Source organism: Pseudomonas sp. CLCA07 (assembly GCF_053615335.1).
In genome coordinates this window covers 134,770-151,065 of sequence record NZ_CM132131.1, presented here as the reverse complement: position 1 = coordinate 151,065, position 16,296 = coordinate 134,770, and the positions used below count along the sequence as shown (strand labels likewise).

Below are 16,296 nucleotides of genomic sequence, written 5' to 3'. Positions count from 1 at the left end.
ATGCCCTCCCTTTTTTTGCGTGGCCGTTCGTTCGGGGGTCAATGCATGAGGTACGAGCGTTGTTATCGGGGGAAACGCTGTTTGGGGCAAGTCTGCTTGAAGTGGGTCGCTTGATGTCAGGGGCGCTGGCAACGAAGTTTTCGCAGCCCTTGGATATAGAAGGGTGTTGTTGTGTGCGCTAAAGAGTATTCATGCTGGGCATTTATCGTCGTATACGACGTTTCGCGTGACTGAACGGTTAACCACCGACTTCTTGAGCGATATAGCGGCGCAAGAAATCGGTGGTCATTTCACACTCGTCCCGCGCCCTATTCGCCAGCGTGACTCGACGCTCTGGAAGCTGCCATTTCCGCCATGATACCGTCCAGGTTGTAGGTTTCAGGTGCTTGTAATGGTGGGAACTCTTTATACGTTGCCAGTTCTTTCATCCACAGCAACTGACCGAGGGGCAACATATTCCAGTCGTAGATATAAGCCGTGGCGGGTGCAGCAAGTGCGCCGGCGTAACCCGCGATGGATTTAGGATCGTCCAACCCACCAGCAATCTCGAAGGGATCGCGCTTGATATTGTCAACCATGGTCCAAGAGTAGCTTACAGCTCCTTTCATAGCTCCCGTAGGATCGGTTGGCACCATCGTGTAGTACATCTTCCAGTTTTTGTAACGCACTGCCGAAGGCTTCGCGCCGGTGTAGTAGAAGAAGATCTCGCGCGCGGACTTGTCACTCTTACCTGTCAAATAGTCGACTTGATTGACGCCATCGAGTGTGGTTTTGACGATGCCAGGGTACTTGCCACCTTCTATCTGTGTCTTCAGGTCATTCCCCTTTGGGCCACCGGCTATATCGACCAGGGTTGGCACCCAGTCCAGCGATGCAAACAACTGATTCCTGACGGTGCCTGGCTTGATATGTCCTGGCCAACGTACAACCATCGGTGCACGCATACCGCCTTCCCAGGTGGTCAGCTTGCCACCTTTGAAGGGTGTAACGCCGCCGTCAGGATAGGTAATGACTTCAGCACCGTTGTCGGTGGTAAACACAATAATGGTGTTTTCCAGTTGCCCCATGTCTTCAAGCTTCTTGATGACATACCCGATGTTGTCATCCATTTGCTTCATCCCGGCCTCATTGACCCCCCAATCCTTACCGCCTGGGGTGCCGACCATGTTCAGGTACTTCTCAGACAACACGGTAGTAATGTGCATGCGTGCGGGGTTGTACCAAACGAAGAACGGCTTGTTCGTCTTTTTAGGGTCGTTGCGGTCGAGGAAATCTATGACGTGCGCAGAGATTTCCTCATCGACGGTTTTTGACCGCTCAAGGGTTAACGGGCCTTCATCTTTACACTTCTGATTCTGTTGTGTGCCATCGGAGGACGCGCAGGCAAGCACCGGTCGTGGCGGTGTCAGGCAGTTTGCTGTCCTGGGGTCGACAGACCCTGGAACCTCGGGAACTCCGGGCAGAGGTTCGTTTTTGCAGGGTGGCGCAATGGCTTGTTCAGTAGGCGACTTGTTGATATCGGGAAAACTCACCCCTTGCATTGCATCCAGGTGATAGAGGTAGCCCCAAAACTCTTGAAAACCATGGGCGGTTGGCAGTGCTGCCGGGTGGTCTCCCAAGTGGTTCTTGCCGAACTCACCCGTGGTATAGCCCAAATCGTAGAGGAATTTGGCCAGCGCTGGCGTGCCGGGCCGCAGATAGGAGGGACTGCCTGGTAGTTGTGGCGGGATCATGCCTGTGCGCAGAGGATGCATGCCGGTGAAAAATGCGTTGCGTCCAGCCGTGCAACTTTGCTCGGCGAGATAGTCCATATAGATCGATCCTTCGTTAGCAATACGATCTATATTTGGTGTTTCACCGACCATCAAGCCTCGGTGGTAGGCGCTTGGCTGCATCCAGCCAATATCGTCTCCCATGATGAAAATTATATTCGGTTTGGATGTATCGGCGACGGCAGCACCGCCGAGCAGAGGTGCGATAGCAAGTGTTAAGGATAATAAGGTTGTTTTCATGGTTACTCTCCAAGTTGTACAGCAACCCCCAATGGCGGATGAGTCTAGTCCACGACTCCAAAACCGTAGTTCAGGGTGTGATTGTCGCGACTCGATGAGCGAAACCTGTAGAAGTAGGGTGTTTACTGAACGCTTAAGTGCCTGGCTCAGGTCCATCGCGTCTTTCAGCTCTTGAGCTGCCTTCTTGTAAACAGCAACCCAAACCATGTCATTCGCGTAATAGTCCCGCGGAGTCTCTTTGTTTTTACGAACGCCTTGGCAGGGATTTTGTTTGGTCGTCAGCCCCCATTCCCGAGCGATATTGAAAACATGGGAGAGGGTGGCGATCTCTAGGTTAGCCCGCACCTTGGCCGTCCGTGCATCCCGGTACCCAGCAATCGTGGCTGGGGTGATCGAGTCAATAGGTGCACTGTCGAACATCGGCCGCAGTTGCTTGATCTCCGCGAGGTTATCCTTCTGGGTGCGCGCTGCTTTCTTGGAGACGATGTCGCGGATGTATCGGTCGAAGTTGCCCTTCATGGTACGCAGATCTAGCGACATTTCCTTGGCTTCCAGTTCGGCCCATTTGATTCTGGCCAGATCAAGGTCCTTGCCTAGTGGGATCGCCTTACCGGTCACGTCCAGGTAGTAATAGGCAATCCAGTCCTTTCCGCTTTTCCGTGGCCGCGACCATTGATACATCCGGGGCGGCAAGTTACGTGTTTCGGCCTTGCAGGGTCGCATATCAGTTCACTCGAGAGAAGTCTGGCGTCCATACTGGCGCCTTGGGTGTAGGGGTTGGATCGAGAGAAGCAGGTATCACGAAGCCCAGCTTCATTCGGGCATAGTGCCGACCAACTCGTGGGCCATTGCGGTTTACCTCGAACACCCACTGGCGATTTACTAGCCATTGTTTTTGGGATGCTGGGGCCTTATAGCCGGTGAGTTCCTCCAGCTCTGCGGGCGAAAGGATTTCGGATTCCATATGATGCTCCGTGCCGCGCTTGGCGGCAGAAGGTGGTTAATCCCAGTCGTGACTGAGATTTGGATTGATTGGTGGGGTGCATTGAAGCGTGGCGAGATTCAGCAGGGTGAAGTGGCCGTCCATCCATCCGGCTGTGTCGACGTAGTGGACGTTCCCGAGTACGGCAGGCTGACGCAGCGGGGTGTGGCCGACCACCAAGGCGCGCAGACCCTCAACGCCTGAGATGTCTGCATCTTGGATTCGGCTGCGCGACCACATGCAGGTGTTCTGCACCAACCGCAGGCGCTTGTTGCTTTCAGGCGACTCCAGTTCGGCGCGCAACTGGTCCCAAGATGGGAACGGGCAGTCCGCATGCACGATGCCGATCAGGCCCTGAGCCGTCCCGACCTCGATGGCGATTGGCAGATCAGCAAACCTTGCTGCGAATTCGCGCTGCTCGTCCCATGCCAGCCCGGCAAACCACGAGCCGCCGTTGTAGACCCAGTTGTCCACGTCGCAGGTATCGAAGCGGACCACGTAGTCGTCATGGTTGCCGCGCACTGGGTGGAACCATGGCTTATCCAGCCAATCGAGGACGCTCCGGCACTCCGGCCCACGGTCGACCAGATCGCCGACACTGAAAAGGCGATCCGCCGATGGATCGAAGCCGGCAGCATCCAGCGCGGCCTGCAATCGGGTGAAGTGCCCGTGAATGTCGCCGACCGCGAAATCCCGGCCAGCCGTGTTTGCGGCGAAGCACTTCACGCGCGACACCTCAATAGTTTCGAGCATGCGAACTCCTCGCCCGCCTTTCACCGGCAGGCTGGTAGTTAAGTATTGATGATCAGATGAGGGGTGACATGCAAGCTGAGTGGGTGAACTAAGGTTTAGCGGTTCGCCTCGCCAGTTGCTGTACACAGCTCCCCTCCTGAAGTAACTGGTGAGGTGAACCCTTACTTGCGGCGCAGGAAGTCAGTGCAGCGGACGATCACGGTCTGGGCGTCCCGGGCGAGCGCCGGCATGGTGCTGAATGGAAGGTGGCTGCAATTGCGGTGGGCATGGGTGCAAGTGGCGCACATGCCACCTTTGGGAACAAATTCTTCAGGCATGCGGATTCCTAGCCGCTATAGCGGCTGACTTTGAAGGAGGGAGTTACTGCGGGGGATTGTTAGCGAGCTGGCCGCTAGCGTGATCAGCGAGAATTATCGACTTACTAGGGCTGAGGAGAGACCTCTGAAAGGAGGTCTCGGCTAATGCGTCAATTACAGCCGTATTGGTTGCAAGTGTGGTTGTAGGGGTTTCCATTGGAGTCCGTTCCGTTGTGAAAGGTCGTATTTCCGATGGTTTGGCTGGTTCCATTCCATGAATTACCGTCCGCCGACGTACCATTCTGAAAAACTGTATTGCCTATTTTTTGGCTGGTCTGATTCCAGGTGGTGCCTGATGTACTAGTTCCCTGAACGTTGGTGGTGTTTCCAAAGCGCTGAACGTTATACGTGTTGCCGCTGTTATCCGTGCATGTCTGAAAGCCCGGAGAGCCAAAACAGCCAGCGAAAGCCAAGTGTGGAGCTAGTACCAGAAGTGCTCCGATCAGCATTTTTTTCATTTTCGTCGTCCGTTTGGTTAATCGACCAATGCTAAACCGAGGTATGGCATTTTGCTATTGGTGTTGGATGGACGGATCACCTCTTTTTTATTAGGCGCGCTGGCACTTCAAGGAGATTTATTCTGTGGGCATGGGGCGTCCTATGCCGGGGCATGCCCGGGCGGTGGAGGGGTGGGAATCGTCTATAGTTAGAGGTTCAGCCAATGGAGGTAGATATGGAATGCCTAATTTGCGATGAGCCTGCTTCAGACGTCGATGTTGGTGATCATTACCAGGAAAGAGCATGCACGAAGTGCGGACGCTATCGAATTACCCATACAGCGCTTGTTTGGATGGAAACCCATGGCTGGCGATTCGACGTGAAGCTGACTCGGGCCTGGCTCGCACATCAACAGGGTTCGGGGCTGATCCCAACTATTGATTCTCAGCAGGCTAGCGTTCTGATCCAGGTTTAAGCTGCCGCCATGCTTCTATCATCTTCCGTTCTCTCCGGCTGGCGTGATTCGTTGAAGTGGGCTATTGGTTGATGATCCGGAATCAGTCCGGATCAAAGAGGGTAAAGCGATGGCTATCGATAGGGAGCCAGGGTTCTTTCACTCACATGCCAGCGGAAAGCAGGCGCTCGTACGCTTCAAGTGGGGCGACGATAACGATCCCGTGCCTGTCGGCGTGCGGGTAGTGGCACAACTAGATCCGCGAGGCGAAAGCCTGATCGCTGAGTCTGACGGTCCTTTCCAGAGCATCGACGACGCAAAACTGCGCGGTATTGAGCTGGCCAATAACTGGTATGACCGAGGGAATGCCTAAACTCCTGCGCATGGCGTGATTCGTTGGAGTGGGCGGGGTTATTCGTCGTTACAGATGCGCAGGGCTTCGCGGTTGTAGGCGAGTTCAAGTTTGCGCGATACGTTTTCGCTGATTGTGATTTTGTGTCGCGACATGTTGGCGAAGAGGGCGGATTCTTCAGCCGGCGCGGCTGCTAGATTGATCAGACACGTCGACACCGTCTCCTGCCATTCCTCAAGTTCGTGGCGCTCGCCCAGAACATTGAGGGCGTCATCCAATGCCTTCGACACAATCAGCGATCGCTTCTCGGCGTCGATCCGGTCGAGCAAGGCTTTCTCCTTGGCGCGCTTGTCCTTCTGAATATCCGCGTTGCTCTTGGCCATGGCCTGCCTCTTCAATTCCGTGGGCCGGTATATCCAGCCATGTCTGTCGTCGGCGCTGGCGCACCTGTTTGCTGAGGCGCTTCATGATTTGAACTTGAAGCCGTTTTCGCTGGCGATTAGGCGGGCGCGCTTGTGATCAATGCCGAGCGCTTCAGCCGCTTTGTTCAGTGATGAGTCGCTCTCGGCCAGGGTCTCCAGCGCCGGTGCGATTTTGTCCCGTCCTGCATGCAGCTTGTTGCTGTGGGCACTGCCGAAGCCGAGGGCTTTCTCACCGGTAACACCTGGTTCGATTTCCTGCACCGATTTACCGGTGCCGAAGTAATGCTCCAGCTGCTGGTTCAGGTTCTCGATGATCGAGTCTCGCGGGTGAGGCTTTGGTACGCCGATCATTTCCGCTCACCTGACAGAGAAATCTTGATGCCATCGGCGCGCGCCTCCAGTGCCTGGGCCAGGTTGACCGCGTCCTTCCACGTCCAGCGGAACCCCTTCACCTTGCCGGAGGAGCGCTCGACAATGTGATAGGCGTTTGTGCCCTTGTTGGTTGAGGCGTTTCGGTTGTTGTGGCGCTGCCTGAGGTGGGGAACAGCCGCGGGATGGACTGGATGAGGAATAAAAAAGCCCCGCAACGGCGGGGCTTTTTCTTGGCACGTGTCACGCCACTTTCAAGCGTTCGATATGCGGTTGCTCACGATGCTCCGCTTACGGTTCGCAAACGGGAGGTTGCATTTGCTTGTACTTGGAGGGGATCGGCAGAACGCCGGAGACAAAAAAAACCCGCACTGCCTGGGGCGGCAGGTGCGGGGAAAAATAAGGAGTTCCATCAACGACAATCTGAATTTGCACGCAATAGGTAAACAGCCTACTGCGCCTTGTAGGAGCCGCCATGAAATAGCCCCTCGCAAACCTTCTTGCCGAGGGGGATTAGAGGCTGGATCGACGAAATTGGAAAGTTAATAAATATCAAAAATATGTATTGCTGGTCGACAGAGCGGCGGAGAGGGCGCCCGAGCCAGTCATATTGCGGTGTAAGTCTTGCTGGCAACGATTGGCAAGTGGATACCTATTTTTGCAGACATAAAAGCAGCCTCGTCTTCGGACATAACCGCTTTGAAACCTTGGCCGACAAGATCATTCGTATAGATTTTGTTGTATTTAAACCAATACACGATATTGAGAATTCCGAGCGTCAGAGGACCAAGGAAGAACAGAATCATGAAATTCTTCCAGTCACCTCGAAGTAAAGCAGGGAAAAATCCAAAAAAGAAGGTTGTCCAAGAGAACCCGACTGGAACCTCTTTAAACTGACCGGTGTGTTCGTTCTTCATTTTGATTGTTGACATGTTGATATCCTTAATTTCATGCGCATGAAAGCCAGCCACATGCCGGCGCGTCTTTATGCTTCAGCGCGGAAAATAAGGGGAATCAAAAACTATCAAAAGTGAATTTCGATCCAGTCGATTTGGGCCAATTTATCGGGGAGTGACGGAGTAATGCGGGGAATGCTCGAGGCTGGACCCTTAGATTCAAAGGCCAATCCCCCGTCTATCCCCGTGTGGACGTCATAATTAAATGTCGCGTCGTTCGTGATGAAGCTGAAAACCGATGATTGATTAGGCGCCTGGTAAGCCTAGGTAGGCGGCGATTGCCTTTGCGATACCAGAAGCGACGGCCTCAATTCCGACACCGGATGCTCCCGCAATTGCTTTTGGGATTAAGTACCCGACCCACCTACTAGCTACGGTTGATTTTTCTTTTTCGTCAGATGCCGTGTTCGCTTGATCGAGCTCAGTTCGCATTCCTTCGAAATCAGCCGATTTAAGACCAAGCGCACCTAGGTTCTGCGCTAACGAGTCCCAGTTTCCAAGCTGGAGGGAGGCGGTCTGATTGAAGTTTTCGCCTGAGTTAGAAAGATTTCCCACGCTACCGGCGATATTGGTATTGAAAATCTGCGTCATTTTTTCGCTACTCAGAGGGGGTTGGCTGCCAACTGGCGTGTTGCCGGCATTTGGTGCTTCTAGCTCCAAATCGATTACATAGCCCAGGATTCGCGTTTTAACCGCATCCAATAGCCGAACCACTGCCCCAATCGGGATTTCTTGCCACGCACTTATGCATTGCATGCCGTTCGCAACCTTGGATCCATATTTGAGCGCAAGATGTAGAGGCCATTGCTCTATGACCCTACCTGTCGTGTCTCCATCTAGCAAGGCTGCGTAGGCACTAATGCTGCTGCACATATATGCATTCGCATAACGCTTTTGTAGATGCTCAGGAAGGACTGATGCCGGTATTTGCAGGTGGTTTACTCTCCTGAATCCGTCATCGAATGTTCCAAAGGAGTCGACACGAACTATCCGATAGTCCGGTAGTGAGTCGATGTCGGGATAACCATTGAGCTCACAATCTACCCATTCCTTGAGCTGCTGATGAGAAATACGGGCGGCAAGCACTTGCACATACGTAGCAGTGTGGGAACATCCGTTGTTTGCGAGATTGCCGCTGCTTGAATATCGTGAATGAGCGACATTGCTTGAGCCTATATTGACCGTGGTGGCTAGAGAGGTGAGCGTAGCATCTGGAAAAATGATATGTGATGGGTATTCGATTGGCAGGGCGCCTAGGCGGGAAGGATAGCTTGTACCAATTTTTGTACCACTGACCGTGTATAGCAGGTTAAAACCGGGTATTCCAAAGTAAGGAAGTGCCCGGTTTCATTGGGTCTGAGTACTCTGCCTTACCCCAATAGAATCGCGATGTAATTCTGTTCCAGTGCAGAAATGCAAAGCCCCGAAGGTTCGCGGCTCCGGGCTTCTATTTTCGCCTACATCCCTTAATGTCTGGCGAACGTGGCGGCGAGACTACCAGCGATGCTTTGACGGTTCTGCGAAAGGGGGGATTGTGTTCGGTCGGCAGAACGCCGGAGAGGATGTTGCTGAAATGTCGCTGAGGTCTGTATGAGCTGATTAGTTGACGCGAAAAGTTGAGAGGCTACAGTTAAAGGGGGCTCCCGACTCGACTACGGGCTTTTCCGTGTTGTCGGGGTCTTCTGCCCGCTTAGCGTGGGCGCCGTGAGCCCCAGTTTGGTGTCGTACCTAGACAGTCGGAAGCCTTATAACTTTGGCTGCGAAGGAGATTGTCATGGCCGACTCTCGCTTAGGCCTGTTCACCATTCTTGCTCGGATACGCCCCGAGATCTGGGAAATCATCGGCGGTGGCCCTTTCGGCCCCCGCTATGGCGACCGCTTTGGTCCTACTCCAGAACCATGGCGGGAGGGTCCATTTCCAGAACCGTGGCGCTCGGAGGTCAGATGGGCTTTGAGCGCTCAGCTTTCTGCGGTTGACCTTGCGCGTAGACTCACTGATGCAGCTTCTCTGGTCCACGCACAGGGTGGTGACGCAGCGGGATTTTTGCGGGCCTTGACCGAGGAAGATTGGTGCCCTTCCGGCCGGCCGCTCGTTGTGAAGTTTCCATCAGGCTGGCGCCGAGTGAAAGAGCCACCCCCCCCCACGTCCAGATGAGTTTGCACAGCTAGCCATAGTGGCAGCTGCGGGCATGTCATTCGTTGCGATAAGTGAAAGCATTGAGGACAAAGTGCTGAGCCAGGCTGTTGGAGCAGCCGGGGTCAGTGTTCTGGACATGGTTGCTGCGACCAGCACAAAGCTGAGAAGCGACGGGTAATCCGCCAGAGGACTGCATCGACATGACCGCCCGCAATGTGCAGTCGTGTTGGTGCAGACCTGATTAGTGAAGGGATTGTGTTCGGTTGGCAGAACGCCGGATTGCGGGGCCTTTCTCGTCGAAAGCCTATAGGGACTTTTGCGGGGAAACGTGAATCACGGTTAAGCACGGTACGGCATCGATTGCAGTGGGCGCCGTTCCAAAGGACTGTTCTGTATAGCTTTTTAGCACCCCTGCAAGCATGGGGTGCTAGTGCGCTACGTCGGGTTTACGAGTGATACTCCCTTGCCTGCCCCAATTATCCGGAAATCATGAAATGGCCAAAGACACACCATCAATGGCAAAAAACAAAATGCGCAGATGTTTCGCGGCGATTCTTGATCCACATCCATCGGGCGCTGAAGTTGAAGAGCTCTGGAATTACTTCCAGTCCTCTTGCGCCTACTGTGGCATTTCTCTGGCCCGTACTTCGCGTACCGGGCACCTGGACCATATCGTATCGTCCGCCATGGGTGGTTCGAACGGAATCCACAACCATCTTCTTTCCTGCAACAAGTGCAATGGCGATGAAAAAAGGGACGAGGATTGGCAAAGCTTTTTGGCGAGGAAGGTGATGGATAGCGACCTGGCATCTGAACGGCATGCTCATATTTCTGTCTGGATCGGACGCGCCTGCGATGAGCCTTTTGATCCCTCGGCTAAGGCTCAAGCTGAAATTATCATCAGTCAGGCATTGGAAAGCTTTGACGAGTCGGTAAAAAAGCTTCGAGCGCTGCGCCCCTGATCGGGACATCGGAAGTCCCCCGCCCTGCGTCAGTCACCCGCTGGAAATGAGAGTAGGGGCGGGCGGCAGAACGCTTGAAAGGCTGAAAACGGGCTGAGTTCTGGAACACTTCCAAAATAGTTATGGAACACATGCCGAGCGTTGAGATTTTCACCAAACCCCAGAAACGACAAAGCCCTGAATAATCAGGGCTTTGTCGTATAAAGATGGCGGAGGCGATGGGATTCGAACTCATGGACCTGTTACAGTCGACGGTTTTCAAGACCGTTGCCTTAAACCACTCGGCCACACCTCCGTTTGTGTTGCGGGCGCCATAATACCTGAATGAAACACACTGTCAAACTCTCTGCATAGCTTGTTACAGAGCGTCTGTTATGATCTTTGCGACTGAACGTTTCAAACCAACAGGAGTGTCGCCATGCGCGAACAGGATTACGCAGTTAATAACAGCGTGCAGGCTGAGCAGCTAGAGGTTAGCCGCGTCCTGCGCAACACTTACGGCTTACTCGCTCTCACCCTCGCATTCAGCGGCGTGATGGCGTTTGTCGCTCAGCAGATGCGCGTCGGTTACCCGAACGTGTTCGTGGTGCTGATCGGCTTCTACGGCCTTTTCTTCCTCACCAACAAACTCCGTGATTCTGCCTGGGGCCTGGTTTCTGCTTTTGCCCTGACCGGTTTCATGGGTTTCCTGCTCGGCCCGATCCTCAACCGTTATCTGGGAATGCAGGGCGGCGCTGAAGTGGTCAGTTCGGCATTCGCGATGACGGCGCTGGTGTTCGGTGGTCTGTCGGCTTATGTGCTGATTACCCGCAAGGACATGAGTTTCCTGGGCGGATTCATCACGGCAGGCTTCTTCGTGCTGCTGGGTGCGACGCTGGCGAGCTTCTTCTTCCAGATCAGCGGCCTGCAACTGGCGATCAGCGCAGGTTTCGTGCTGTTCTCCTCGGTCTGCATTCTGTACCAGACAAGCGCCATCATTCATGGCGGCGAGCGCAACTACATCATGGCGACCATCAGCCTGTATGTATCGATCTACAACCTGTTCATCAGCTTGTTGCAGCTGTTCGGCATCATGAGCCGCGATGATTAATCGAAGGCTTTAAGTAAAAAACCCGCTCAGGCGGGTTTTTTATTGCCTGACATTCAGGTCATTCAGGTCATTCAGGTCATTCAGGTCATTCAGTCTATGACTATGCTGCCATCGGCCTGCTGGCGGTAAATGGTGTAGGGCAACAACAAGGTGTCGAGCGCGCCGGACATGACCACGTCGATCAGCACAACGGCTGGAGCATCGGTGTAGTCTTGTGCATCGAGGCCTTTTTTCAGCGGCGCATTCAAACTGCAAAAATCATAGCTCACACCGCTGTAGATTCGCGGAACTGCACCGCAATAACTCTTCTGTTCCTTGAGGCTTTCCGCCGCCACTTCGTCACCGCGCACTACTGTTTGAATCGTGCCGCAGCCCGCCAGCATCAGCGCCGCCAGTAGCATTGCCTGAGTTTTCATTGACCGCCAATCCTTCGCCGGAAAACCTCAATCTACGCTATTACCGAACAAACAGCACTCATGCCATCGGTGGCAACCGGCGTTTGACCGGGGTCTTCTTGACGATCGCCGTGTTGGTTTCGGCATGGGTATTCAGACGGTCGAGGAGGGTGTCCAGTTGTTCCATGGAGCGCACGTGCAGGCGCGCGATGAAGCAGTCGTCGCCCGTGACTTTGTCGCACTCGGTGAATTCGGGGATGGCCTGAATCTGTCGCTCCACTTCCTGCAACTGGCCCGGCAGCGGGCGAATCCGCACGATGGCCTGGAGTTGGTAGCCGAAGCATTTCGGGTCGATCTCCACGGTGTAGCCCTTGAGTACGCCGCGTTCTTCGAGGCGGCGCAAACGCTCGGCGACACTGGGCGAGGACAAGCCGCTGAGGTGCGCCAGCGCCTTGAGCGAGCGCCTGGAGTCTTCCATCAAGGCGCTAATCAGCACTTGATCGATGTCGTCGGTCATGGCGAACCCCCTGTAAGGCGATTAAGTGAAACCGCCTTGATAAAAAAGGCATAAATCGAGTTTAGCCTGCTTTTTGCGCTGGAGAAGCTCCCGAGTAGATTGGCATACTTTGCGCTCAAACACAGGAGTCTGAAGATGGACAAGTCAATACGTCGCGGTTCATTTGAGATGACCGCCGCCATGCTGATCTCCGGGACCATTGGCTGGTTCGTGCTGGTGTCCGGGCAACCGGTGCTGGACGTGGTGTTCTGGCGCTGCCTGTTCGGGGCGGGCACCTTGCTGCTGATTTGTGCGGCCTTCGGCTTTTTGCGTCCTGACATTCTGACCCGTACCACGTTCCTGCTGGCAGTGTTCAGTGGCGTGGCAATTGTCGGCAACTGGGTGCTGTTGTTTGCGTCGTATTCGCGCGCCTCGATTGCCATTGGTACGGCGGTGTACAACGTTCAGCCGTTCATGTTGGTCGGCCTGGCCGCGTTGTTCCTCAACGAAAAAATCACCTTGCAGAAACTGTTCTGGCTGGGTATTTCGTTTCTCGGGATGCTGGCGATTGTCAGTGCCCATGGCGGGCAGGGCGAGAGCGGTAATGATTACCTGATGGGGATCGGCCTGGCGCTGGGCGCGGCCTTCCTTTACGCGATTGCCGCGCTGATCATCAAGCGCCTGACCGGTACGCCGCCGCATCTGATCGCATTGATTCAGGTCTGCACCGGGGTGCTGATGCTTGCGCCGTTCGCGCACTTTTCCGCCCTGCCGCAAGCGCCGAGTGCCTGGGCCAGTCTGGTGACACTGGGCATCGTCCACACCGGTGTGATGTATGTGCTGTTGTACGGCGCGATTCAAAAGCTGCCAACCGCATTGACCGGGGCGTTGTCGTTTATCTACCCGATTGCGGCTATTTTTGTCGACTGGTTTGCCTTCGGCCATCGCCTGGAACCGCTGCAATGGCTCGGCGTGGCGGCGATTCTGCTGGCTGCCGCGGGGATGCAACAGGGCTGGGGCTTCAAATCTCGGAAACTGGCGGCACAGTAAGTGTCAGATGTTCCAGCACGGGGCGGTCTTGGCCAGTCGTTGGCGCATCTCGCCGATGTTGGCGGCGAACTGACGGGTCAATAACCGATAGCCGTCTAGCGGGCTGTAGACCGGCGTCTCAAGACTTGAGGCTGGCGGCAGGTCGACAGGCCGGCTCAGCCGTTGCGACGCACCGGTTTTCAGCGCCCGCGCCATACCGATCAGTTGCACGCGGATCTGCCGATGCTCCGCGGTCATCGCCGACTGCAACTGCACCATGGCGTTGGGGTCGCTGGCATCCGGGCGGGTGTTGCCGAGGATTTCCAGGGTGCTGACGCACATCCGCAAGTTGCGCTGAATGGCATCCAGTTCAGTCATGGATATCTTCACTTCCTTGGAAACCGACGGCATCAGCGAGCGCAATTGCACCATCACTGTGTTCAGGCGCCCCATGAGCTTGAGGTGTTCATCGTCGCTGACCGGCTCACCATTGATGATGCGCCCATAGATCGTCGCGCAATCGCGCAAGGCATCGGCCAGGTTGTAGCGCCAGGAAAACACCGCGTACAGCGGCAGCGCGAATGAAAACGCCAGCGCCAGCGCGATGCCGATCAGGATGTCCACCCCGCGCCACAGGCCAGCAGTGACCGCGTTGTCGCCATGCCCCGCGACGATAAATACGGTGATGGCGGCCAGCAACGCCGTATAGCCGCCCTTGCCAATGGCGTGATAAGAGAAAAACCCGCACACCACCGACATGGCGAAATAAGTCAGCCACGGCATCCCGAGCCAGGCCTGTTGCGCGACCAGGACCAGACCGACTCCAGCCCCGATCAAGGTGCCAATGGCTCGCTCGGCGGCTTTTTTGCCGATATTGCCGTGATGCTGTAAACCACCGATCACCACCAGCATCGTCACCGACGCCCATTCGCCATGGGGCAAATGGATGCCGGTGGTCAGCAGGATTGTCGCCAGCAATCCGAGCGAGACCCGCACCGCGTGGATCAGTTTGGCGTTGCGATAGCGCCGATACGGGTCCAGCAGCGGACGCAGCAATCGGCGCAGCAGCGGTGGCAATCGTTGGCTGAAGGTGCTCAGTCGCTATATCCTCAGAAAATATAATCAGTGGTCAGGAAGCTTGAACTGCGTCCGCTGATGATCTCGCTGATGAGGTCTTTATTGGTTTCCTGGAACTTGGTGGCAACCAACGTCCGGATCGAAAACACCCGCAACGCATCATGCACCGACAACGTGCCCTCGGCCGAGTTCTTGCGGCCGTTGAACGGGAAGGTGTCCGGGCCGCGCTGGCATTGTGCGTTGAGGTTGATACGCCCGACCTGGTTGGCGAACGTGTCCACCAGTCGGCCGACCGCGACCGGGTTGGTGCCGAAAATACTCAGCTGCTGGCCGAAGTCCGATTCCAGGACGTAATCGATCACCGTGTCAAGATGGCGGTACGGCACAATCGGGATGACCGGGCCGAACTGTTCTTCCTGATAGACGCGCATTTGCGGGGTCACCGGGTACAGCACCGCCGGGTAGAAGAACGAGGCGCGGGCCTGACCGCCGTTGGGATTGACCACCTTGGCCCCCTTGCTTTCGGCGTCCGCCACCAGCGAATGCAGGTAATCGACCTTGCCTGACTCCGGCAACGGTGTCAGTGCCACGCCGCTTTCCCACGGCATGCCGGGTTTGAGGCTGGCGAGTTTGGCGTTGAATTTGTCGATGAAGGCTTCGACCACGTCTTCATGGACGAAGAGGATTTTCAGCGCGGTGCAGCGCTGGCCGTTGAACGACAACGAGCCGGTCACCGCTTCACTTACCGCGTTGTCCAGATCGACCTCCGGCAAGACGATGCCGGGGTTTTTCGCATCAAGGCCCAACGCCGCACGCAAACGGTGCGGTTTGGGGTGAAGTTTTTTCAGGTCGCTGGCGGCTTTGTTGGTGCCGATAAACGCGAAGATGTCGATTTTGCCACTGGCCATCAGCGCGCTGACCGTCTCGCGGCCGCTGCCGTAGATGACGTTGATCACCCCGGCCGGGAAGCTGTCGCGGAACGCTTCCAGCAGCGGACGAATCAACAGCACGCCGAGTTTGGCCGGTTTGAACACCACGGTGTTGCCCATGATCAGCGCCGGAATCAACGTGGTGAAGGTTTCGTTCAGCGGGTAGTTGTAGGGGCCCATGCACAGGGCTACGCCGAGCGGGACGCGACGGATCTGGCCGAGGGTGTCCTGTTCCAGTTCGAAACGGCTGGAGCGGCGGTCGAGTTCCTTCAACGCATTGATGGTGTCGACGATGTAGTCGCAGGTGCGGTCGAACTCTTTTTCCGAGTCCTTGAGGTTTTTGCCGATCTCCCACATCAGCAGCTTGACCACCGCCTCACGCTGCTCGCGCATGCGACCCAAAAAGGCTTCGACGTGCTGGATGCGTTCGGCGACCCGCATGGTCGGCCACAAGCCCTGGCCACGGTCATAAGCTCGGACAGCGGCGTCCAGGGCGGTCAGCGCGGTGTCGGCATCCAGCAAGGGGGTGCTGCCGAGGATCACTTGCTCGTCGCCATTAGCGCCGGTCAGATAAACCGGGCTTCGGACCTGGGCGAGAGGCCCGGACCAGGTTTTCAGTTCGCCATCGACCAGGTACTCACGCTGCTCGGTCTGGCCGTCGAGGCGGTACTTTTCCGGGATGTCGGCGTGGCTCGGGAACAGGTTGTCGAGAATATTGGTTGTGGTCATGTCGCTACCCCCTCTGGATTAGGTGATGTCTTGGTGAAACGTTTTAGCAGACCTCAGCCTCGCTTGTCATGACTCATCTTGGTAATTTGCGGCACAGCGTGATGGCGCGTGGATATCCCGGCACCTCAGAAGCCCCCTTGTTGGCCCCCAATGCCCTCAATCCGCCCACGCGGGGTGCCTTAGTGTTGAGCTCTCCTTGATCACAACAAAAAAAGAGCATCCGGCTGACGGGGCACCCAATGAGAGGACCACCATGCGGGAACGCCGATTCACTGAAAAGCCTAGCCTTAGTTTTGCTCTGGTGGGGGTGGGGCGTCTTCACGGCGTGTGGCGAGGAACCGAAAAGCCCGGCCACGTC

General features: G+C 55.7%; 17 protein-coding genes, 1 tRNA gene and 1 pseudogene. 4 read left to right on the top strand and 15 right to left on the bottom strand.

Annotation, left to right across the window (positions count from 1 at the left end):
* Positions 1-308: 308 nt before the first annotated feature.
* The 6 genes and pseudogenes from ACWGZX_RS00740 to ACWGZX_RS00715 form a co-directional block, all read right to left on the bottom strand.
* Positions 309-1,895: an arylsulfatase gene (locus ACWGZX_RS00740; protein WP_452628939.1), complete on the bottom strand. Its 1,587-nt coding sequence runs from the start codon at positions 1,893-1,895 to the stop codon at positions 309-311.
* A gap of 260 nt (positions 1,896-2,155) precedes the next feature.
* Positions 2,156-2,735 (bottom strand): annotated as a pseudogene (locus ACWGZX_RS00735) (integrase); the annotation flags it as partial.
* Between the two features lies 1 nt (position 2,736).
* Positions 2,737-2,976, bottom strand: a complete 240-nt coding sequence (locus tag ACWGZX_RS00730) for a DUF4224 domain-containing protein (protein ID WP_452626885.1) — start codon at positions 2,974-2,976, stop codon at positions 2,737-2,739.
* A gap of 36 nt (positions 2,977-3,012) precedes the next feature.
* The gene (locus ACWGZX_RS00725) at positions 3,013-3,747 is read right to left on the bottom strand and encodes a metallophosphoesterase (RefSeq protein WP_452626884.1); all 735 of its coding nucleotides are present in this window, start codon (positions 3,745-3,747) and stop codon (positions 3,013-3,015) included.
* A 161-nt stretch (positions 3,748-3,908) separates the two neighbouring features.
* Complete coding sequence (locus ACWGZX_RS00720; protein WP_452626883.1) at positions 3,909-4,064, bottom strand: hypothetical protein; 156 nt, start codon at positions 4,062-4,064, stop codon at positions 3,909-3,911.
* Positions 4,065-4,213: 149 nt separating this feature from the next.
* A complete protein-coding gene (locus ACWGZX_RS00715; protein ID WP_452626882.1) occupies positions 4,214-4,561 on the bottom strand; it encodes a hypothetical protein in 348 nt (115 codons plus the stop codon).
* A 564-nt stretch (positions 4,562-5,125) separates the two neighbouring features.
* On the opposite strand from ACWGZX_RS00715, the gene ACWGZX_RS00710 reads away from it, so the two are divergent.
* Positions 5,126-5,368 (top strand): hypothetical protein, encoded by a 243-nt coding sequence (locus tag ACWGZX_RS00710; protein ID WP_452626881.1) that lies wholly within the window; start codon positions 5,126-5,128, stop codon positions 5,366-5,368.
* Positions 5,369-5,406: 38 nt separating this feature from the next.
* Here the strand turns inward: ACWGZX_RS00710 and ACWGZX_RS00705 are convergent, their stop codons facing one another.
* The 4 genes from ACWGZX_RS00705 to ACWGZX_RS00690 all read right to left on the bottom strand — a co-directional run bounded on the left by ACWGZX_RS00705 (position 5,407) and on the right by ACWGZX_RS00690 (position 8,180).
* Positions 5,407-5,730 carry a hypothetical protein gene (locus ACWGZX_RS00705; protein ID WP_452626880.1) on the bottom strand — a complete coding sequence of 108 codons (324 nt, stop codon included), beginning with the start codon at positions 5,728-5,730 and terminating at the stop codon, positions 5,407-5,409.
* An 81-nt stretch (positions 5,731-5,811) separates the two neighbouring features.
* A complete protein-coding gene (locus tag ACWGZX_RS00700) occupies positions 5,812-6,120 on the bottom strand; it encodes a hypothetical protein (RefSeq protein ID WP_452626879.1) in 309 nt (102 codons plus the stop codon).
* A 623-nt stretch (positions 6,121-6,743) separates the two neighbouring features.
* Complete coding sequence (locus ACWGZX_RS00695) at positions 6,744-7,070, bottom strand: hypothetical protein (protein ID WP_452626878.1); 327 nt, start codon at positions 7,068-7,070, stop codon at positions 6,744-6,746.
* A 270-nt stretch (positions 7,071-7,340) separates the two neighbouring features.
* Positions 7,341-8,180 carry an AbiTii domain-containing protein gene (locus tag ACWGZX_RS00690; protein WP_452626877.1) on the bottom strand — a complete coding sequence of 280 codons (840 nt, stop codon included), beginning with the start codon at positions 8,178-8,180 and terminating at the stop codon, positions 7,341-7,343.
* A 1,545-nt stretch (positions 8,181-9,725) separates the two neighbouring features.
* On the opposite strand from ACWGZX_RS00690, the gene ACWGZX_RS00685 reads away from it, so the two are divergent.
* Complete coding sequence (locus ACWGZX_RS00685; RefSeq protein ID WP_452626876.1) at positions 9,726-10,193, top strand: HNH endonuclease; 468 nt, start codon at positions 9,726-9,728, stop codon at positions 10,191-10,193.
* A 207-nt stretch (positions 10,194-10,400) separates the two neighbouring features.
* On the opposite strand, the gene ACWGZX_RS00680 is transcribed toward ACWGZX_RS00685, so the two are convergent.
* A tRNA-Ser gene (locus ACWGZX_RS00680) sits at positions 10,401-10,488 on the bottom strand.
* Between the two features lie 123 nt (positions 10,489-10,611).
* Between ACWGZX_RS00680 and ACWGZX_RS00675 the strand changes: the two genes are divergently transcribed.
* A complete protein-coding gene (locus tag ACWGZX_RS00675; protein ID WP_223513046.1) occupies positions 10,612-11,283 on the top strand; it encodes a Bax inhibitor-1/YccA family protein in 672 nt (223 codons plus the stop codon).
* An 89-nt stretch (positions 11,284-11,372) separates the two neighbouring features.
* Here ACWGZX_RS00675 and ACWGZX_RS00670 read toward each other — a convergent pair whose 3' ends face one another.
* Together ACWGZX_RS00670 and ACWGZX_RS00665 are read right to left on the bottom strand one after the other, a co-directional pair.
* The gene (locus ACWGZX_RS00670; RefSeq protein ID WP_452626875.1) at positions 11,373-11,699 is read right to left on the bottom strand and encodes a YceK/YidQ family lipoprotein; all 327 of its coding nucleotides are present in this window, start codon (positions 11,697-11,699) and stop codon (positions 11,373-11,375) included.
* A gap of 58 nt (positions 11,700-11,757) precedes the next feature.
* Positions 11,758-12,195: an Lrp/AsnC family transcriptional regulator gene (locus ACWGZX_RS00665; protein WP_059182827.1), complete on the bottom strand. Its 438-nt coding sequence runs from the start codon at positions 12,193-12,195 to the stop codon at positions 11,758-11,760.
* 135 nt (positions 12,196-12,330) lie between these two features.
* Here ACWGZX_RS00665 and ACWGZX_RS00660 point away from each other — a divergent pair, with 135 nt between their 5' ends.
* Positions 12,331-13,224 (top strand): DMT family transporter, encoded by an 894-nt coding sequence (locus ACWGZX_RS00660; RefSeq protein ID WP_452626874.1) that lies wholly within the window; start codon positions 12,331-12,333, stop codon positions 13,222-13,224.
* A gap of 3 nt (positions 13,225-13,227) precedes the next feature.
* On the opposite strand, the gene ACWGZX_RS00655 is transcribed toward ACWGZX_RS00660, so the two are convergent.
* A complete protein-coding gene (locus ACWGZX_RS00655) occupies positions 13,228-14,271 on the bottom strand; it encodes an FUSC family protein (protein WP_452628938.1) in 1,044 nt (347 codons plus the stop codon).
* A gap of 41 nt (positions 14,272-14,312) precedes the next feature.
* Positions 14,313-15,938: an NADP-dependent glyceraldehyde-3-phosphate dehydrogenase gene (locus ACWGZX_RS00650; RefSeq protein ID WP_452626873.1), complete on the bottom strand. Its 1,626-nt coding sequence runs from the start codon at positions 15,936-15,938 to the stop codon at positions 14,313-14,315.
* Between the last annotated feature and the right edge of the window lie 358 nt (positions 15,939-16,296).